Source organism: Microbacterium sp. 67-17 (assembly GCF_001898325.1).
GTDB lineage: Bacteria > Actinomycetota > Actinomycetes > Actinomycetales > Microbacteriaceae > Microbacterium > Microbacterium schleiferi.
This window is the reverse complement of the sequence record NZ_MKTR01000025.1, coordinates 17,155-35,956: the sequence shown is the minus strand read 5'-3', so window position 1 is coordinate 35,956 and position 18,802 is coordinate 17,155. Positions and strand designations below refer to the sequence as shown.

The window sequence follows — 18,802 nt, the reverse complement described above, 5'->3', positions numbered from 1 at the left end:
TCGGGACGACTACGCCACCTGGCGGATGCGGCCGTACGGCGCGAGAAGCACCGTTGCGATCACCGCGACACCGACAACCAGCGCGAGCCCCGTGAATCCGATCCACCCGAGGACGATCCCCGACGTGATCGCACCGACGGCGCCCACGAGACTCATCGAGAGGTCGTTGCGCCCCTGCCGTGTCGTGCGGCGCTCTTCGGATGACGACTCGGTCAGCAGCGCTGATCCGGCAACGGTGGCAGCGCTCCACCCCAGGCCCAGCAGAATGAGCGCCACCGTGACCGCAGTGTTTGACTCGGCACCGAGGAACACCGTGACGAGGGATGCCGCGAGCAGCGCCTGACCGATCATGATCGTGGGGATGCGGCCCACGCGGTCTGCCAGGATGCCGAACACCGGCGAGAGCGCGTACATCCCGGCGATGTGCAGACTGATCGTCAGACCGATGATGGTCAGGCTCGCCCCGTGGTGCAGCATGTGCACGGGTGTCATCGCCATGATCGATACCATGACGCCGTGCGCGGCGGCGTTCGCGAAGATCGCGTAGCGAGCAGGCACCGGGCGATCGGGCTTGACGATCTGAGCCACGACCCGGTCCCGCCGCCGCTGGGCGACGGTCTGGGCCACCAGGAGCGGATCCGGTCGCAGCGCGAACAGGTACACGACGATGCTCAGCGCCTGTGCCGCGATCGTGAAGACGTACGGGCCCGTCAGGGGCGGCATCCCCAGGGCATCGCCGATCGCCTGCCCCGGCTGCACGAGATTCGGTCCGAGCACGGCGCCAATGGTCGTCGCCCAGACGACGATCGAGAGGTCGCGGCCACGCGTGGCATCCGTGGCGAGATCGGCGGCAGCGAAACGCGACTGCAGGTTCGCGGTCTGACCCGCTCCGACGAGCCCGAAGGCCAGCAGAAGCAGCGGGAACGACCGAACGGCCGCCGCCACCACGACCAGCGAAACGCCTACGAGCGCGATCGCCATGCCCGACGCCAGCGAGATACGGCGTCCGCGCCGACGCGCGAGGGCAGCCAGCGGCACGGCCAGCGCGGCGGTACCGAGGGTCACACCCGCCGCAGCAAGCCCCGAGAGAGACTCGTCACCGGCGATGTCTGCGGCAAGCACAGCACCAAGGGAGACTGTCGCGCCGAACCCGAGCCCGCCGAGCACTTGGCCTGCCGACAGCACCCAGACGGCGCGTCGCTGGATGCCTGCGAGTTCGCTCGCCTCCTGGCGATCGTCGACCCAGCCGTCAGACAGTGTCACCGACGCGGCTCCGCATCCCGCGCGGTGTTGCGCAGGATGCCGAGCCCGTCGATCTCGACCTCGACGACGTCTCCGGACACGAACGGGCCGACACCGGCCGGCGTGCCGGTGAGGATGACATCGCCCGGCAGCAGCGTGAACGCCGCCGACACGTACTCGATGATCGCCGGCACCGAGTGGATCATGTCGCTGATCGCCCCGCGCTGACGGACCTCGCCGTTGACACGCGTTGTCAGCTTTGCGCCGCCCGCAAGGTCGAACTCCGTCTCGATCACGGGTCCGAGCGGGCAGAAGGTGTCGAAACCCTTCGCACGCGACCACTGGCCATCCGAGCGCTGCAGGTCGCGCGCAGTCACGTCGTTGCCGATCGTGTAGCCGAACACGTAGTCCAGCGCGGCATCCGCGGTCACGTTCTTCGCGATGCGGCCGATGACGACGGCGAGTTCGCCCTCGTAGTCGGTACGCTCCGACTGCCACGGGCGCACGATCGGCTCGTCCGGCCCGATCACCGCCGTGTTGGGCTTCAGAAACAGCAGCGGCTCGCCCGGTGCCTCGCTCCCCATCTCCGCGGCGTGATCGAGGTAGTTCTTACCGACGCACACGACCTTCGAGCGCGGAATGACCGGAGCGAGCAGCGTGACCTCGCCGACCGGCACGCGCTCCCCCGTCGTCTCGTAGCCGGCGAACATCGGGTCACCCGCGAGCACCACGAGCTCGCCCTCGTCGAGGATGCCGTAGGCGATCGCATCCTCGTGTCGGAACCGCGCGATTCTCATGCCTGGGAACGGGCGTCGAGGCGGTGCATCCAGCCGTGGCGGTCTTCGGCGTGGCCGTACTGGATGTCGGTCAGCTCCTGTCGCAGCTCGAGCGCGAGCGAGCCGACGGGCTGCTGGTCGACGAAGTCGCGTCCCTTGAGCACGCCGATGGGAGTCACGACGGCGGCAGTCCCGCAGGCGAAGACCTCGACGATGTCACCGGATGCCACACCCTCACGCCACTCGCGCAGCGAGATGTTGCGACCCTGCACGTGAAGCCCGCGGTCGGTTGCCAGCTGCAGGATCGAGTCGCGTGTGACGCCCTCGAGGATCGAGTCCGACTGCGGTGTCACGACCGTGCCGTCCTTGAAGACGAAGACGATGTTCATCCCACCGAGCTCTTCGATGTTGCCGTCCTGATCGAGGAAGACCACTTGGTCGCACTCGTTCTCGTAGGCCTCTGACTGCGGCAGCAGACTCGACGCGTAGTTGCCTCCGGTCTTGGCAGCGCCGGTTCCGCCCTTGCCTGCGCGCGAGTAGTCCTCGCTCAGCCAGATCGACACGGGGGTGACACCACCCTTGAAGTACGCGCCAGCGGGGCTGGCGATGACGTAGTAGCCGACCTTGTTGGCGGGACGCACGCCGAGGAAGGCCTCCTTGGCGAACATGAACGGGCGCAGGTAGAGGCTCTGGTTCTCACCCGACGGAACCCAGGCGCCGTCGACCGCGACGAGCTCCTCGAGCGACTGGATGAAGTACGACACCGGCAGCTCGGGAAGGGCCAGCCGCCGCGCCGAGCGCTGCAACCTGCGTCCGTTCTGGTCAGGACGGAAGGTGTGGACCGAACCGTCGGCGTGACGGTAGGCCTTGATGCCCTCGAAGACCTCTTGCGCGTAGTGCAGCACTGCCGCCGCCGGGTCGAGCGAAAGCGGACCGTAGGGCTTGACCTGCGGGCGGTGCCACCCGCCGCCGACCGACCAGCAGATGTCGACCATGTGGTCGGTGAAGTGCTGACCGAAGCCGGGGTTCGCGAGGATCGCCTCGCGCTCGGCATTCGTCTTGGCCTGCAAGTTGCGCATCACCTGGAACTGCAGGGGCGCAAGGCCGGCGTCGGGGTCGGTGTCAAGAAGAGTCATGTCGAAATCCAGTCGTTCGAGCGCGGCGGTGGCGGGTCCGTCCAGCGCGGCAAGGAGCCGAGTGGTTCCAGGCTACGCCTGCAGGCGGGCGACGATCGCGTCACCGATCTGCGCTGTTGTGCGCGCGGCCTCGCCCCGAGAAGCGATGTCCTCCTCCACCGCGCGGGTGACGCGGGCGGAATCGTCGTGCAACCCGAGGTGATCGAGCAGCATCGCGATGGACAGAATCGCAGCAGTGGGGTCGGCCTTCTGCTGACCCGCGATGTCGGGCGCCGATCCGTGGACGGGCTCGAACATCGAGGGGAACGCGCCGTCGGGGTTGATGTTCCCCGAAGCGGCGAGGCCGATGCCTCCGGTGACGGCGCCGGCCAAGTCGGTGAGGATGTCGCCGAAGAGGTTGTCGGTGACGATCACGTCGAAGCGGTCAGGGTTTGTGACCAGGAAGATGGTTGCCGCATCGACGTGCAGATAGTCTACGGCGACCTCGGGGTGCTCTTCTGCCACCTCGCGCACGATTCTCTGCCAGATTCCGCCAGCGTGCACGAGCACGTTGGTCTTGTGTACGAGCGTCAGCTTCTTGCGGCGACGCTCAGCAAGCGCGAACGCGTACCGGACGACCCGCTCCACACCGAACGCCGTGTTGACGGATGTCTCGTTGGCAACCTCGTGCGGCGTGCCCTTGCGGATCGCACCCCCGTTGCCGACGTAGGGCCCCTCCGTGCCCTCGCGCACGACGACGAAGTCCACGTCGCCGGGGTTCGCGAGCGGGCCCGGGGCGCCGGGGTAGAGCTTCGAGGGCCGCAGGTTGACGTAGTGGTCGAGCTCGAAACGAAGCTTCAGCAGCAGCCCGCGCTCGATGTTCGCATCCTTCAGGCGAACGTCTCCCGGAACGCCGCCCACCGCGCCGAGCACGATCGCATCGTGCTGCTTTATGGCCTCGAGGTCAGCATCCGTGAGCGTGTCGCCGGTCTCGAGGTAGCGCGCAGCTCCCAGCGAGAAGGGAGTCTTCGTGAAACGGATGTCGCTGCCCGCGGTCACCGCATCGAGAACCTTCATGGCCTCGGCGACAACCTCGACACCGATGCCATCACCGGGGATGACGGCTAGCTTCACCTCGCGCGACATTGCTCTCCTCGTTCTCGGATCGTGCCGCCTGATTCACAGATGACGGCGCCGATCCCAGCGTAGTGGCCGCGATAACGGCAGCCAGGACCATGAGACCCGCCCCGACCGCGGCGGTGACCGCAACACCCGAGTCGAAGGCTGTTGCAGCGGCAGCACGCAACGCGTCGGCGATGGGGGCAGCGAGCTCGCCCGCCGCGACGTAGGCACCGGCGAGCGTTTCCCGGGCCTGCGCCGCGAGGTCGGTGGGCACTCCCGCGGGGATCGCGATGCCCGACCGGTACGAGGCGGTGAGGATGCTGCCCAGCACAGCGGTTCCGAGCACGGCACCGAGCTCGTACGCCGTTTCGGAGACGGCGCTTGCCGCGCCCGCCTTGCTGGGCGGAGCGCTTGCCAGGACGAGCTCGTTCGAGACGGTCTCGGCTGCACCGATTCCGATACCCAGCAGCACACTTGCGAGCAGGAGCCAGCCGAGGTCCCCGCCACCGGCCGTCACGGCCACGAGAAGGTAGCCGCTCATCGAGAACATGAGCGCCGCGGGCACCACGATGCGGGGTGGAATCCGAGACGCGATGGGCACGACGAGAAGTCCCGCGAGAATGACCGAGGCCAGCGACGGCACTAGCGCGAAGCCCGCCTGAACCGGGGAGAGCCCGACGATCAGTTGCAGATGCTGGGCGATGAAGAACATAAAGCCAACGAGCGAGATGACGCTCAACAGGTTCACGAGCAGTGCGCCGCTGAAGGTGCCTCGCGTGAACAGCCGCATGTCCAGCATCGGTGAGCGCGCGCGCAGCTGACGCCGCACGAACAGGATGCCGAACCCCACTCCTGCGATTGACGCAACGCTGACCGTCGCCGAGAACCCGTGGACCGCGAACTCCTTGATGGCCCACACGATCGGCACCATCATGGCCATCGACAGCACGATGCTGAGGGCGTCGACGCGTCCGGCATCCGGGTTGCGGCTTTCGGGCACGAGCAGCGGCGCGAACACCAGCAGCGGGACGAGCACGGGAACCGCCATGAGGAACACGGATCCCCATGAGAAGTGCTCCAGCAGCACTCCCCCGACGATCGGGCCGAGTGCTGCACCTGCCGAGAACATCGAGGCCCAGATGGCGATCGCAAGGCGTCGCTGACTGCGGAGGGTGAAGATACTGCGCAGCAGCGCAAGAGTCGAGGGCATGATCATGGCACCGAACAGTCCCATGGCGGCACGCCCCGCGATCAGCCACTCCGCCGAGGGCGCGAAGGCCGACAGCGCCGACACGGTAGCGAATCCGGTGGCTCCGATCAGCAGCATCCGTCGCCGTCCGAACCGGTCGCCGAGGGTTCCCATCGTGACCAGCAGACCAGCGAGGACGAGCGGGTAGGCGTCGATGATCCACAGCTGCTGCGCCGCTGTCGGCTCGAGAGCGAGGGCGATCTCGGGCAGCGCGAAGCTCAGCACCGTGTTGTCGACTGAGATCAACAGCACGGGCAGCATCAGCACCACGAGCGCAGCCCAGCCGCGCCACGTCACCGGTCGACCCTCGCTCTCGGCGATGCGGATGTCCTCGGTCAGGGTAGTCATGATGTCACCGTCAGAATTTCTATACCGTCTGGCTGGTATAGTAACAGTCGTGGAGTCGGCCTGGCTAGCCTTGAGCGCATGAGTCGTCCCCCGCACGCCCGAGAGAAGGTGCTCGACGCGTTCGAGTCGCTCCTGATCGCCGAGGGTGAGCGGGCCGCCACGATGGATGCCATCGCCCGGGCCGCCGGAGTATCAAAGGGCGGCCTGCTCTACCACTTCGCCTCGAAAGAGGCGCTCGAAGCCGCGCTGCTCACTCGGCTGGAGCAGCGCGTCGACGAAGATCTCGCCCGCATGACCTCGGCCGAGGAAGGACCGGTTGCGTATTACGTGCGCACCTCGGCGATGGACGGCACAGCCCTCGACCGCGCGATCCTCGCGGTCTCACGCCTCGCCCAGGCCGGGCGCAGCACAGCGAGCGACGCACTGCGCTCGGTTCGGGAGCGCTGGGCCGACACGCTTCGCCCGCACGTGGCAGACAAGACCGCGCTCGACCTCGTCATGCTCATCAGCGACGGCGTCTACTACAACAACGCACTCCAGCACGATGGCCTGGCAACGCCAGTCCCCCGCGATGCCGAGATGGATGCCTTGGTTCAGCTCATCACGCAGGCAACCGCTCCGCGCTAGGGTTCGACGATCTCGATCTGGCAGAACAGGTCAGCACCGACGGCCTGACGCATCTGGTCGAGCAGCTCGTCCGGCACCGCGGCGTCCACCGTCAGCACCGAGAGTGCGTGGCCGGAGGCATCCGGGTGCGCAACCTGCAGCCCTTCGATGTTGATTCCCGCGTCACCGAGCGTCTTCGCATAGATCGCGACGATGCCCGGGCGGTCCTGATAGCGCATCACGACGTGGTGGCCGGCGATCGGCACCTCGATGTCGTAGCCGTTGATAGCGACGATCTTCGGGACCATGCGCGTGCCGGCGAGCGTTCCCGCAACGCTCAGCGTCGTGCCGTCTGACATGGTGCCGCGCAGCACCGTGAGGTTCCGGTACTGGGGGCTGTCGGCCTCGACGATCATGCGGGTCTCGATGCCGCGCTGCTCAGCGAACAGGGGCGCATTCACGTACGACACGTTCTCGCTGACGATGTTCGTGAAGATGCCCTTGAGCGCCGCGAGCCGATAAACGCTGACATCGAACGCGGCGAGTTCCCCGCGGACTTCGATATCCAGCGAGGTGAGCGCACTGTGCGTCAGGCCCGTGAAGTACTGTCCGAGCATTTCGACCAGCCCTATACCGGGCCGCACGAATGGGTCGATCACGCCCCCGGCGACGTTGACGGCATCCGGAACCAGGTCGCCCTCGAGCGCAAGTTTGACCGATTTCGCAACCGAAACGCCGGCCTTCTCCTGCGCCTCGTCGGTGGAGGCACCGAGGTGCGGCGTTCCGACGACGTTGGGAAGAGCAACGAGCTTCGCCGCCGCCGAGTCCGGCTTCGGCGGCTCAGCGGTGAAGACGTCGAGCCCGGCTCCGGCGATCTGTCCGGTGGTGAGAGCTTCCAACAGCGCCTCTTCGTCGAACAGGCCGCCGCGGGCGACGTTGATGACGTAGGCCGTGGGCTTCATCGCAGCGAGCTGTTCGGTGCTGATCATGCCGGTCGTCTCGGGAGTCTTCGGCATGTGCACCGTGAGGAAGTCGCTCTCGCGAACGACGTCGTCGATGCTGAGAAGCTCGACACCCAGCTGCTGGGCCCGGGCAGGGGTCACGTAGGGGTCGTAGCCGACCAGGCGCACACCAAAGGCTCGCAACCGCTCGGCAACAAGAGCACCGATGCGACCGAGGCCCAGGATGCCGACGGTCTTCTCGTAGAGCTCCGCACCCGTGAACGAGCTGCGCTTCCACTGGCCCTGCGCGAGCGAGGCGTGGGCGGCGGGGATGTGGCGGGCAAGACTCAGGATGTGTCCGACCGTGAGCTCCGCGGCCGAGATGACGTTGGAGGTCGGCGCGTTCACGACCATGACGCCGGCAGCAGTGGCCGCCTTGATGTCGACATTGTCGAGTCCGACGCCGGCGCGAGCGATCACTCGAAGCTTCTGCGACGACGCGATGGCTTCGGCATCCATCTTCGTCGCCGAGCGGATGAGAACCGCGTCAGCCTCGGCAAGAGCCGCGAGCAGCGCGGGCCGGTCAGTGCCGTCGACGTTGCGGACATCAAAGTCCGGGCCGAGGGCCTCGATCGTGGCGGGGGACAGTTCTTCGGCGATCAGCACGACCGGTTTGGACACGGGTGGATCCTTCGGAGCAGACGCGCACGCATGAACCGTGCACAGGATGACGGGGATGCCGCGCCGCACGCCATGACGACGGGCCGTGGCCAGCCTATCGTGGGCGCACCGGTCGCCCCGACCACATGACGGGGCTTAGGAAGCTAGAACTGCGCGGACGAAGTCAACCGTCACATAGGCAAGGACGTTGAACCAGAACACCGCGACCAAGCCGAGCCCCGTCAGCATGACCAAGGAAAAAGCCCCAGCGCGGCGCTTCCACCCGATCGCGAAGGCCATGGCGAAGACAACGAAGGGGAAGACCACTGCGGCAAGCACCAAAGCCCAACCGCCGCCGCTAAGGCCTGATGCCTGGGATATGAGGAAGGCTAAAGCATTCCACACCGCGTACGCGTAGAAGAGACCGAAGAAGCCCGCGATCGTCGCGATCAGCCAGACCGGAAGTGCGGCGCGGCGCGGCGGCACGGATACCGGGGCCTCCGTGCCGGTGACCGGGTTGGTGTTCTCGCTCATTGTCCGATCGCCCCCACCAAGATGAATGGCCACGGCAGCAGCAGGAGGGCTCCTGCCAGTAGAAGGAGCACCCGGAGCCACGTTCGCGCGCGCCGCGTGAGGACCAAGACGGTTACGAACCATATCAGCGGCGTCAGCACGGCGAGCCAGAGGCTCACCTGGTAGGCGATCGGATCGACTAGGAACTCGGCATAGGGGCGCAAACGAAAGCCACCGATGATCCACCCGATGCTCTCGAGGGCGTAGATACCGCCGAAGACGCCGAGGATGATGAGCGCCGCGTTGCTCAGTCCCGCAGCCGGCGCAGTGTCACTGTCCGCACCGCCCGGGTCACTCTGCGCAGGCAGAGCATCAGCTTCCGAGGCGACACCACCATCAGCAGCTGCCCCGGGCTTCGGCGCGATCGCCTCGCTCCCCTTGCCGACGGCCACGTAGCCCGGGGGCAACGTGGGGCCCGCATCGAGCGTCGGGTCGTCATCCCCCCACGAGAGGGCGTCGTCGTCGCGGTCGGTGCTCACGAGTTCAGCCTACCGACGACCGAACCCACACGCCCCGGAAGGACGTGTGGGTTCGGCGGAAGGGGATGAGATCAGCGCGCGGCCGAGCCCTCCACGTAGTCCTTGTCCTGCTGCTTCCACGAGAAGAGCGAACGCAGGTCCTTACCGACGGCCTCGATCGGGTGCTTCGCGGCCTTCTCGCGCAGCTCAAGGAATTCAACGGCGCCGTTGTCCTGGTCGGTGATGAACCGCTCGGCGAACGCACCAGAACGGATGTCGGCCAGGACTGCCGCCATGTTCTCCTTGACGTGCGGGTCGATGACGCGCGGGCCCGAGACGTAGTCGCCGTACTCGGCGGTGTCCGAAACGCTCCAGCGCTGCTTGGCGATGCCACCCTCCCACATGAGGTCGACGATGAGCTTGAGCTCGTGCAGCACCTCGAAGTAGGCGATCTCGGGCTGGTAGCCGGCCTCAGTGAGGGTCTCGAAGCCGTACTGGATCAGCTGCGAAACGCCACCGCAGAGAACTGCCTGCTCGCCGAAGAGGTCGGTCTCGGTCTCTTCCGTGAACGTCGTCTTGATGACGCCGGCGCGCGTGCCGCCGATGGCCTTCGCGTACGACTTCGCGAGGTCCCAGGCGCTGCCCGAGGCATCCTTCTCGACAGCGATGATGTCGGGGATGCCGCGGCCGGCGACGTACTCACGACGAACCGTGTGGCCGGGAGCCTTCGGGGCGATGAGGATGACGTCGACACCCTCGGGGGCCTCGATGTAGCCGAAACGGATGTTGAACCCGTGCGCGAAGGCGAGGGTCTTGCCGGGAGCGAGGTTCGGCTTGATCTCGTTGTTGTATATGCCGCGCTGGTGCTGGTCGGGCGCGAGGATCATGATGACGTCGGCCCACGCGGTGGCGTCGGCGACGGACTTGACCTCGAGGCCGTCCTCCTGTGCCTTCGGCGCCGACTTCGAGCCGTCCTTGAGGGCAATGACGACCTCGACGCCCGAGTCGCGCAGGTTCTGCGCGTGTGCGTGGCCCTGCGAGCCGTAGCCGACGATGGCGACCTTCTTGCTCTGGATGAGGGCGAGGTCGGCATCCTGGTCGTAGATCATTTCGGCCATGAGGGTGTCTCTCCTTGACTATGCGATTGTGGTCGTTTGTTCTCGCCGAGCCCGCTCAACGACCGGGAGCGGATCGGCGTGGTCGTTTCAGCCCCGCAGGACCCGTTCGGTGATGCTCTTGCCGCCGCGGCCGATGGCGAGCATGCCCGACTGGGCGAGCTCCTTGATGCCGAAGGGCTCGATAGCGCGCAGGAACGCCTCAACCTTGCCCTTGTCGCCGGTGATCTCGACCACCATCGCCTCGGGAGCGTAGTCCACGACCGACGCTCGGAACAGATTGATGACCTCGAGCACGCTGGAACGGCTCGCGTTGTCGGCGCGTACCTTCACGAGCATGTGCTCGCGCTGCACGGATGCCGCGGGGTCGAGCTCCACGATCTTGATGACGTTCACGAGCTTGTTCAGCTGCTTGGTCACCTGCTCGAGCGGGAGCCCTTCGACGTCGACGACCACCGTGATGCGGGACAGCCCCGGCACCTCGGTGACTCCCACGGCAAGGGATTCGATGTTGAAACCGCGGCGAGCGAACAGGCCCGCGACGCGGGTCAGCAGGCCGGGCTTGTCTTCAACGAGAAGGCTCAGCACGTGGCTTGTCATGGCTCAGTCCTCCTGATCGAAGCTCGGGGCGTGCTCACGCGCGTACTGGATCTCACTGTTTCCGACACCCTGCGGCACCATCGGCCACACCATGGCGTCGGCCGACACGACGAAGTCGATGACGACGGGGCGATCGTTGGTCTCCAGGGCAGTGCGAATCGCGTCGTCGATCTCGTCTTCCTTCTCGACGCGCAGCGCGAGGCATCCGTACGCCTCAGCCAACTTGACGAAGTCCGGTACCCGCGCGGTGCCGTGACCTGTGTTCAGGTCGGTGTTGGAGTGGCGGCCGTTGAAGAACAGCGTCTGCCACTGACGCACCATCCCGAGTGACGAGTTGTTGATGATCGCGACCTTGATCGGGATGTCGTTGAGCACGCAGGTGGCGAGCTCCTGATTGGTCATCTGGAAGCATCCGTCACCGTCGATCGCCCACACGACACGATCCGGCTCGGCGACCTTCGCGCCCATCGCGGCGGGAACCGCGTAGCCCATGGTGCCGGCGCCGCCCGAGTTCAGCCAGGCGTTGGGGCGCTCGTACTTGATGAACTGGGCAGCCCACATCTGGTGCTGACCGACGCCTGCGGCGTATACGGCCTCGGGGCCGGTGAGCTCACCGATCCGCTGGATGACCTGCTGCGGCGCCAGGAGGCCGTCGGTTGTGGGGGCGTAGCCGAGGGGGAACTCGTTGCGGAGGCCCTTGAGGTAGGCCCACCACTGGGTGATGTCGGCGCGGCCGGCGTCGGTGTTGGCGCGGAACGCGGCCTCGAGATCAACCAGCACCTCACGCAGGTCACCCACGATCGGAACGTCTGCAGCGCGGATTTTCGAGATCTCGGCGGGGTCGATGTCGACGTGGATGACCTTCGCGTGCGGCGCGAAGTGTGACGCCTTGCCGGTCACACGGTCATCGAATCGGGCACCGAGAGCCACGATGAGGTCGGACTCCTGCAGCGCGAGCACAGCAGGAACCGTGCCGTGCATGCCGGGCATGCCGAGGTTCTGCTCGTGCGAGTCGGGGAACGCACCCCGCGCCATGAGCGTCGTGACAACCGGCGCACCGGTCGCCTCGGCCAGCGCGAGCAGCTGCTCCGAGGCGCGGGAGCGGATGATGCCGCCGCCGACGTACAGAACCGGCTTCTCGGCTTCGGCGATCAACTGCGCAGCCGCTTGGATCTGCTTGCCGTGAGCCTTGGTGACCGGGCGGTACCCCGGCAGGTCGATCTGCGGCGGCCAGACGAACGGCGCCTCGGCCTGCTGGGCGTCCTTCGTGATGTCCACCAGGACGGGACCGGGACGACCCGTCGAAGCGATCTCGTAGGCTGCGGCGAGCGCGCCAGGGATGTCTTCGGCGCGCTTCACGAGGAACGAGTGCTTCGTGATCGGCATCGTGATCCCGACGATGTCGGCTTCCTGGAAAGCGTCGGTTCCCATGAGGTTCGAGAAGACCTGGCCCGTGATGCACAGCAGCGGAACGGAGTCCATGTAGGCATCCGCGATCGCCGTGACGAGGTTGGTCGCTCCGGGTCCCGACGTGGCGATGGCAACACCCACCTTGCCGGATGCCGAGGCATACCCTTCGGCGGCGTGTCCGGCACCCTGCTCGTGGCGAACGAGGATGTGGCGGACCGCCTCGTCGTCCATGAGCGGGTCGTAGACAGGCATGATCGCGCCGCCGGGCAGCCCGAACACATCGGACACACCCAGCAGATCGAGGGAACGGACGACCGCCTCAGCCCCGGTCATCACAGGCGCCGAAGCGCCGCGAGCGGGGGGCCGGGGCACGGCCGTGGCGATGTCGGAAGACATGATGATTCCTTGCGATGGATGTCGAGAGTTGCGAGAGAGAACGCCTAGTTCGTCGTCGCGCCTTCGGATGCCGAACGCACGAGTCGCGTGTACTTGGCAAGAACGCCACGGGTATAGCGCGGAGGAAGCGGCTCCCAGCCCTGCCGGCGGGAACTCAGCTCAGCCTCGTCGACGAGTAGGTCGAGGGAGCGAGCTGCGATATCGACCCGTATCAGATCACCATCGCGCACGAAGGCGATCGGACCTGCGTCGACCGCTTCGGGTGCTATGTGGCCGATGCACAGGCCGGTTGTGCCGCCCGAGAATCTGCCGTCTGTCAAGAGTAGTACATCTTTTCCGAGCCCAGCGCCCTTGATGGCAGCCGTGATCGCGAGCATTTCCCGCATTCCGGGGCCACCCTTCGGGCCCTCGTAGCGGATGATGACGACATCGCCCGCCGAGATCTCCCCGGCCTCGAGGGCATCCATGGCGGCACGCTCGCGCTCGAACACGCGTGCGGGCCCTTCGAAGACGTCGCTGTCGAAGCCCGCAGACTTCACGACGGCTCCCTCGGGGGCCATCGTGCCGTGCAGGACCGTGATGCCGCCTGTCTCGTGGATGGGGTTGTCAAACGCGTGGATGACGGTGCCGTCCACCGGGTCGGGGTTCAAGTCAGCGAGGTTCTCAGCGAGGGTCTTGCCGGTCACGGTGAGCGCGTCACCGTGCAGCAGCCCCTCATCGAGCATCGCCTTCATGATGACCGGGATGCCACCGTGGCGGTCGACGTCGTTCATGACGTACTGGCCGAACGGCTTCATGTCGGCGACGTGAGGAACCTTGTCGCCGATGCGGTTGAAGTCGTGTAGATCGAGGTCGACGTCAGCCTCGCGAGCAATCGCGAGGAGGTGCAGCACGACATTCGTCGAGCCACCGAGCGCCATCGCGAGGGCGATCGCATTCTCGAATGCTTCCTTCGTCAGGATGTCGCGGGTCGTGATCCCGAGCTTCAGCAGGTTGACGACAGCCTCGCCCGAGCGATGCGCGTACGCGTCGCGGCGGCGGTCAGCCGACGGCGGTGCCGCAGAACCCGGAAGGCTCAGCCCGAGGGCCTCGGCGACCGAGGCCATCGTGTTGGCGGTGTACATGCCGCCGCACGCTCCCTCACCGGGGGCGAAGGCGCACTCGATGCGCTTGAGGTCTGCTTCGCTCATGCGGCCCGACAGGCACGCCCCGACGCCTTCGAAGGAGTCGATGATCGTGATGTCCTTCTCGGTGCCATCGCTGAGCTTGACCCAACCGGGTGCGATCGAACCGGCGTAGAGGAAGACGCTCGAGAGGTCGAGGCGGGCACTTGCCATCAGCATCCCGGGGATGGACTTGTCGCAGCCTGCCAGCAGGACGGTCCCATCGAGGCGCTCTGCCATGACGACGGTCTCGACCGAGTCGGCGATGACCTCGCGGCTGACGAGGGAGAAGTGCATTCCCTCGTGGCCCATCGAGATTCCGTCCGAGACGGAGATGGTGCCGAACTGGAGCGGGTAGCCGCCACCGGAGTGCACGCCCTCTTTCGCGCCCTGAGCGAGGCGGTCCAGGCTCAGGTTGCAGGGGGTGATCTCGTTCCAGCTCGAGGCGATGCCGATCTGGGGCTTGTCCCAGTCCTCGTCACCCATCCCCACGGCGCGGAGCATTCCGCGGGAGGTGGTGGCTTCGATGCCGTCGGTGACGACCCGGCTCCGAGGTTTGATGTCAATGGTGCTGTCGTGCGGGGCCATGCTCGAAGTCTATTCCTGCGCGTGGCGCCGCTGATCCGCGAGCTCGACCAACGTTGCAGCCATCGCAGGGATGTTGGGCACACTCACGCGCGCCGCGGTCTCGCCGGCGCCCACGTGGATGCCGAGATCCTGTGGCTGCAGGCTGCGCAAGGCATCCTCATCAGTCGTGTCGTCACCGGCGAACAGCACGGCATCGGCGCGAACGCGCTCCCGAAGGTTCGCGATGGCGCTGTCTTTGCCCTCGTGACGGAACGCATACTCCACGATCTTCTTGCCGGTTCGGCGCCGCCAGTCGGGAGCTGCGCCGGCGACCATCTCGTCGACGGCGGCGGCTGCCTTCTCGCCGGCCTCCTCGGTGGCATTGCGGGTGTGGACGCCGAACCCGAAGGTCTTCGGCTCGATCCAGACGCCCTCGTAGTCCGAGGCGATCTCTTCGGCACGAGCGCGCAGCAGGTCACGGAGGCCCCGCTCCGCGTCATCCTCAGCCGGCTCGACGGCGCCCTCACTCGGGAACCAGTACTCCGCGCCGTGCGAGGCGGCCAGGGTGATCGGCGAGTCATCGGTGTGCTCGGCGATGATCCGCAGGTCAACAAGGCTCCGTCCCGACACCAGGGCCACGACCGTGTTCGGCAGCGCGGCCAGGGCATTGACCGCGTCACGCGCGGCGGGGAGCATCCGGGCGGTCATGGGGTCTTCCACGTGGGGCGAAAGCGTGCCGTCGAAGTCGAGGGCGACCAGCAGGGTCGGGACACCCGCGACAGTGGCGAGAGCTTCTCGCACCTCGAGGGCAACAGCGTCGGAATCGGGATGGGCGTCGGGAGTCGTCATCTCGGGCTTTCGGGTTCGGACGTTCGGATGTCTCAGCGCTTCGCGGTGGCGAGCGCTTCCAGGAAAGACTTGGACCAGTCGCTGACGTCGTGTTCGAGCACGCGCCGTCGCAATGATCGCATCCGTCGCCCCTGCTCAGCGCCCGGCATCTCGATGGCGCGCATGATTGCGTCCTTCATGCCACCGATGTCGTGCGGGTTGATGCGGATCGCCGACCCGAGCTCGTCGGCAGCGCCGGCGAACTCGCTCAGCAGCAGCACCCCGCGGTTGTCGATGCGGCTCGCGACATACTCCTTGGCGACGAGATTCATGCCGTCGCGCAGCGCCGTGACGAGCATGACATCGGCGGCGAGGTATAGCGCAACCATCTCTTCGCGCGGGAACGCCTGGTGCAGGTAGCGGATGGCGGTGTGATCCATCGTGTCGAAGTCACCGTTGATGCGGCCAACCGTCAGCTCGATCTCGTCGCGCAGTTGGATGTAGGCCTCCACACGTTCGCGACTGGGGCTTGCCACCTGCACGAGGGTCGCGTCTTCGACGCTGAGCTTGCCGTCTTGCAGAAGCTCGCCGAAAGCCTTGAGGCGATGGCGGATACCCTTCGTGTAGTCCAGCCGGTCGACCCCGAGCATCACCGTCTTGGGGTTGCCGAGGCTCTCGCGGATCTCCTTGGCCCGGGCCTGGATCTCGGGACGCTGCGCGAGTTCGATGTACGACTCGGCGTCGATCGAGATCGGGAACGCCTTGGCGAGGACGTTTCGCGTGCTGCCGTCCTCAAGAGGCACGGTGATGCCCGAGGCCTTGGTCGTGTAGTGGAACTGGCGACGCACAGCGCGGGCGAAGTTGCCGGCATCCGCCACCCGCTGGAAGCCGACGACGTCGGCCCCGAGGAGTCCCTCGAGTACCTGACGACGCCACGGCAACTGTGAGAACAGGCCATATGCCGGGAAAGGGATGTGGTGGAAATAGCCGATCGTGAGGTCGGGCCGCATCGAGCGCAGCATCGCCGGCACGAGTTGCAGCTGGTAGTCCTGAACCCAGACCGTCGCACCCTCGGCGGCGGCGTCGGCCGACGCTTCGGCGAAGCGCCGGTTCACATCGACGTAGGCATCCCACCACACGCGGCGATACCGGGGAGCGGCGATCACATCGTGGTACAGGGGCCAGATCGTGTCGTTCGAGAACCCCTCGTAGTAGTTCTGGATCTCCTCGGCACTGAGGGTGATCGGCACCAGATGCGTGCCCTCGAAGTCGAACGGCTCCAGGTCGAGGCCCGGCTTGCCGGCCCACCCCACCCAGGCACCTTCGGCCTTGCGCATCACGGGCTCGAGTGCTGTGACCAGACCACCCGGAGAGCGCCGCCATCCGCCGTCGTCATCACGGTCCACAGGGAGGCGGTTGGCAACGACGACGAAATCAGCTTGCGACACGCGAGCTCCTTCACAGTGGCGGACGCGGGCGCTCCCAGGCTAGCTGCTTCACCGGGTTGCAGGCCGGGGGTGGACAGCGGCGAGCTGATGTGTACCGTGGTTCGCATGGGCAAGTACCTCTTCGGAACCGGCATCATCGGAGCAGTCATCTCGGGCTTCTCGCTCCTTCGCGCGCTCCGGGAGGAAACGTTCACGTGGCGAACCGCGCTGGCATGGATCAGCTGGGCCATCACTGTCGCACTGGCTGTCGGGGCGATCATCGACATGCGTCGCATCGACCAGGGCAAGCCGGTCCCCGCCGACTCCCCCGCCGCGCGGCGCCTCAAGGACTAGGCAGCGCTGATCCCCACTCAGCGCTTGAGGATCAGCGCGTCGCCCTGACCGCCGCCCCCGCAAAGCGCGACTGCGGCGGTCCCACCACCGCGGTGCAGCAGTTCATACACGGTGTGCACGACGAGCCGGTTGCCCGATGCGCCGATCGGGTGACCGATCGCAATGCCGCCGCCGTGGATGTTGACGACCTCGTCGGGCAGGCCGAGCTCTGCTTGAGAGCGTGCAACCACCGCACCGAACGCCTCGTTGATCTCGACGAAATCCAGATCGGAAGCGGCGATTCCCTCTCGCTCGCATGCGGCCAGGATCGCCCGGGCAGGTTGGGCGTGGAGAGTGTTGTCGGGGCCTGCGACCTGACCCGCTGACCCGATGACGGCGAGCACGGGCCAGCCGTTCTCATCGGCGTGCGCGCGGCTCGTGACGATCACGGCCGAGGCGCCGTCGGAGATCTGCGAGGAATTGCCCGCCGTGATGGTGCCGTCTTTCGAGAAGGCAGGACGGAGGCCGGCGAGGGTATCGACTGTCGTCTCGGCACGGATGCCCTCGTCTCGCGTCACCAGCTTCGGGTCGCCCTTGCGCTGCGGAATCTCTACGGGAACGATCTCGTCGGCGAACACCTCGGCTTCCCACGCGGCAGCTGCGCGCTGGTGGGAGCGGGCGGCGACGGCATCCTGATCTTCGCGCGTGACCTCGTAGCGGGCGTTGTGTCGCTCTGTCGAGCCGCCCATGCTCTCGCGGTCGAACGCGTCAGTCAGACCATCGTGGGCCATGTGGTCGAGCACCTCGATGGATCCGTACGACCAGCCCTCGCGCGATCCCATGAGCAGATGCGGCGCCTGCGACATCGACTCCATGCCCGCCGCGACGACGACCCGGGCATCTCCGAGGCGCACCATGCGGGCGGCGTCGATGACGGCAGTGAGACCCGACAGGCACACTTTGTTGATCGACGATGCGTGAACATCCCAGCCGATCCCGGCGCCGATCGCGGCCTGGCGGGCAGGGTTCTGTCCCGCACCCGCGGGAAGCACCTGGCCGACCAGAACGGCGTCGACGACCTCGGGGCCGATCCCGGCCTTCTCGAGCGCACCGCGGATCGCGATGCTGCCGAGGGCGGTGGATGGCAGCGATGACAGCTGCCCCTTCAGGCGGCCTTGCGGGGTGCGTGCGGCGCCGACAATGACGACATCCTCGTGGTTCATGCCTCCACCTTAAGGTTGCTCGACACGGTGATCTCGGGCTCGGTCGCAGCAACGACATCCTCGACGCTGACGCCGGGCGCAAGCTCGACGAGCACGAGTCCCTGGGGCGTCACGTCGAGGACCGCCAGGTCGGTGATGATGCGGTCGACCACACCCTTGCCGGTCAGCGGCAGCGAGCAGTTGCTGACGATCTTCGGCGTCCCGTCTTTGGCGACGTGCTCCATCAGAACGATCACCTTCGCGGCGCCGTGCACGAGATCCATCGCCCCGCCGGGACCCTTGACCATCCTTCCGGGGATCATCCAGTTGGCAAGGTCGCCGGATGCCGAAACCTGCATCGCCCCGAGGATGGCGGCGTCGATTTTGCCGCCGCGGATCATCCCAAAGCTCGTCGCGGAATCGAAGAACGCGGCGCCCGGCAGGGTCGTCACGGTCTCCTTCCCGGCGTTGATGAGGTCGGGATCGACGTCCGCTTCCTGCGGGTAGGGCCCCACGCCCAGGATGCCGTTCTCGGACTGCAGCACGACGGTGACGCCGGCTGGAACGTAGTTGGGCACGAGGGTCGGCAGGCCGATCCCCAGATTGACGTAGGCGCCGTCGGCGAGTTCCTGCGCGGCGCGGGCGGCCATCTCGGTGCGGGTGAGTGCCAT

General features: G+C 66.7%; 18 protein-coding genes. 2 read left to right on the top strand and 16 right to left on the bottom strand.

The annotated features are described in order from the left end of the window. Window positions 1-9 precede the first annotated feature (9 nt). The 5 genes from BGO47_RS11970 to BGO47_RS11950 all read right to left on the bottom strand — a co-directional run bounded on the left by BGO47_RS11970 (window position 10) and on the right by BGO47_RS11950 (window position 5,852). Complete coding sequence (locus BGO47_RS11970; protein ID WP_366246891.1) at window positions 10-1,263, bottom strand: MFS transporter; 1,254 nt, start codon at window positions 1,261-1,263, stop codon at window positions 10-12. Then, window positions 1,260-2,039 carry a fumarylacetoacetate hydrolase family protein gene (locus BGO47_RS11965; RefSeq protein WP_292712238.1) on the bottom strand — a complete coding sequence of 260 codons (780 nt, stop codon included), beginning with the start codon at window positions 2,037-2,039 and terminating at the stop codon, window positions 1,260-1,262. The genes BGO47_RS11970 and BGO47_RS11965 overlap by 4 nt, the downstream gene beginning before the upstream one ends. Then, window positions 2,036-3,154 (bottom strand): branched-chain amino acid aminotransferase, encoded by a 1,119-nt coding sequence (locus BGO47_RS11960; RefSeq protein WP_292712236.1) that lies wholly within the window; start codon window positions 3,152-3,154, stop codon window positions 2,036-2,038. Before BGO47_RS11960 ends, BGO47_RS11965 begins: the two co-directional genes overlap by 4 nt. A gap of 72 nt (window positions 3,155-3,226) precedes the next feature. Beyond that, the gene (locus tag BGO47_RS11955; RefSeq protein ID WP_292712234.1) at window positions 3,227-4,279 is read right to left on the bottom strand and encodes a 3-isopropylmalate dehydrogenase; all 1,053 of its coding nucleotides are present in this window, start codon (window positions 4,277-4,279) and stop codon (window positions 3,227-3,229) included. Next, the gene (locus BGO47_RS11950; RefSeq protein ID WP_292712232.1) at window positions 4,242-5,852 is read right to left on the bottom strand and encodes an MFS transporter; all 1,611 of its coding nucleotides are present in this window, start codon (window positions 5,850-5,852) and stop codon (window positions 4,242-4,244) included. Before BGO47_RS11950 ends, BGO47_RS11955 begins: the two co-directional genes overlap by 38 nt. A 78-nt stretch (window positions 5,853-5,930) precedes the next feature. Here BGO47_RS11950 and BGO47_RS11945 point away from each other — a divergent pair, with 78 nt between their 5' ends. Beyond that, window positions 5,931-6,479 carry a TetR/AcrR family transcriptional regulator gene (locus BGO47_RS11945; protein ID WP_292712230.1) on the top strand — a complete coding sequence of 183 codons (549 nt, stop codon included), beginning with the start codon at window positions 5,931-5,933 and terminating at the stop codon, window positions 6,477-6,479. On the opposite strand, the gene serA is transcribed toward BGO47_RS11945, so the two are convergent. The 9 genes from serA to BGO47_RS11900 all read right to left on the bottom strand — a co-directional run bounded on the left by serA (window position 6,476) and on the right by BGO47_RS11900 (window position 16,617). Continuing rightward, window positions 6,476-8,080 carry a phosphoglycerate dehydrogenase gene (serA, locus tag BGO47_RS11940; protein WP_292712228.1) on the bottom strand — a complete coding sequence of 535 codons (1,605 nt, stop codon included), beginning with the start codon at window positions 8,078-8,080 and terminating at the stop codon, window positions 6,476-6,478. The genes BGO47_RS11945 and serA overlap by 4 nt on opposite strands. Before the next feature lie 135 nt (window positions 8,081-8,215). Beyond that, entirely contained in the window at window positions 8,216-8,593 is a 378-nt protein-coding gene (locus BGO47_RS11935) for a bacitracin resistance protein (RefSeq protein WP_292712226.1), read from the bottom strand. Then, a complete protein-coding gene (locus BGO47_RS11930) occupies window positions 8,590-9,111 on the bottom strand; it encodes a DNA polymerase III subunit gamma/tau (protein WP_292712224.1) in 522 nt (173 codons plus the stop codon). The genes BGO47_RS11935 and BGO47_RS11930 overlap by 4 nt, the downstream gene beginning before the upstream one ends. A 71-nt stretch (window positions 9,112-9,182) precedes the next feature. Beyond that, window positions 9,183-10,208 (bottom strand): ketol-acid reductoisomerase, encoded by a 1,026-nt coding sequence (gene ilvC, locus BGO47_RS11925; protein WP_292712222.1) that lies wholly within the window; start codon window positions 10,206-10,208, stop codon window positions 9,183-9,185. An 87-nt stretch (window positions 10,209-10,295) separates the two neighbouring features. Further along, window positions 10,296-10,805, bottom strand: coding sequence for an acetolactate synthase small subunit (gene ilvN / locus BGO47_RS11920; protein ID WP_228178082.1), 510 nt, complete (start codon window positions 10,803-10,805; stop codon window positions 10,296-10,298). 3 nt (window positions 10,806-10,808) lie between these two features. After that, on the bottom strand, window positions 10,809-12,611 hold the full coding sequence (locus BGO47_RS11915; protein ID WP_292712220.1) for an acetolactate synthase large subunit: 1,803 nt from the start codon (window positions 12,609-12,611) through the stop codon (window positions 10,809-10,811). A 44-nt stretch (window positions 12,612-12,655) separates the two neighbouring features. Further along, window positions 12,656-14,362: a dihydroxy-acid dehydratase gene (gene ilvD / locus BGO47_RS11910; protein ID WP_292712218.1), complete on the bottom strand. Its 1,707-nt coding sequence runs from the start codon at window positions 14,360-14,362 to the stop codon at window positions 12,656-12,658. A 9-nt stretch (window positions 14,363-14,371) separates the two neighbouring features. Then, the gene (gene otsB, locus BGO47_RS11905; protein WP_292712217.1) at window positions 14,372-15,190 is read right to left on the bottom strand and encodes a trehalose-phosphatase; all 819 of its coding nucleotides are present in this window, start codon (window positions 15,188-15,190) and stop codon (window positions 14,372-14,374) included. 32 nt (window positions 15,191-15,222) lie between these two features. Continuing rightward, window positions 15,223-16,617 (bottom strand): trehalose-6-phosphate synthase, encoded by a 1,395-nt coding sequence (locus tag BGO47_RS11900; RefSeq protein ID WP_292712215.1) that lies wholly within the window; start codon window positions 16,615-16,617, stop codon window positions 15,223-15,225. Window positions 16,618-16,722: 105 nt separating this feature from the next. Between BGO47_RS11900 and BGO47_RS11895 the strand changes: the two genes are divergently transcribed. Beyond that, a complete protein-coding gene (locus BGO47_RS11895; protein WP_292712213.1) occupies window positions 16,723-16,950 on the top strand; it encodes a hypothetical protein in 228 nt (75 codons plus the stop codon). A gap of 17 nt (window positions 16,951-16,967) precedes the next feature. Here the strand turns inward: BGO47_RS11895 and BGO47_RS11890 are convergent, their stop codons facing one another. Together BGO47_RS11890 and BGO47_RS11885 are read right to left on the bottom strand one after the other, a co-directional pair. Further along, window positions 16,968-18,152: an acetyl-CoA C-acetyltransferase gene (locus BGO47_RS11890; protein WP_292712212.1), complete on the bottom strand. Its 1,185-nt coding sequence runs from the start codon at window positions 18,150-18,152 to the stop codon at window positions 16,968-16,970. Further along, window positions 18,149-18,802, bottom strand: coding sequence for a CoA transferase subunit B (locus BGO47_RS11885; RefSeq protein ID WP_292712209.1), 654 nt, complete (start codon window positions 18,800-18,802; stop codon window positions 18,149-18,151). Before BGO47_RS11885 ends, BGO47_RS11890 begins: the two co-directional genes overlap by 4 nt.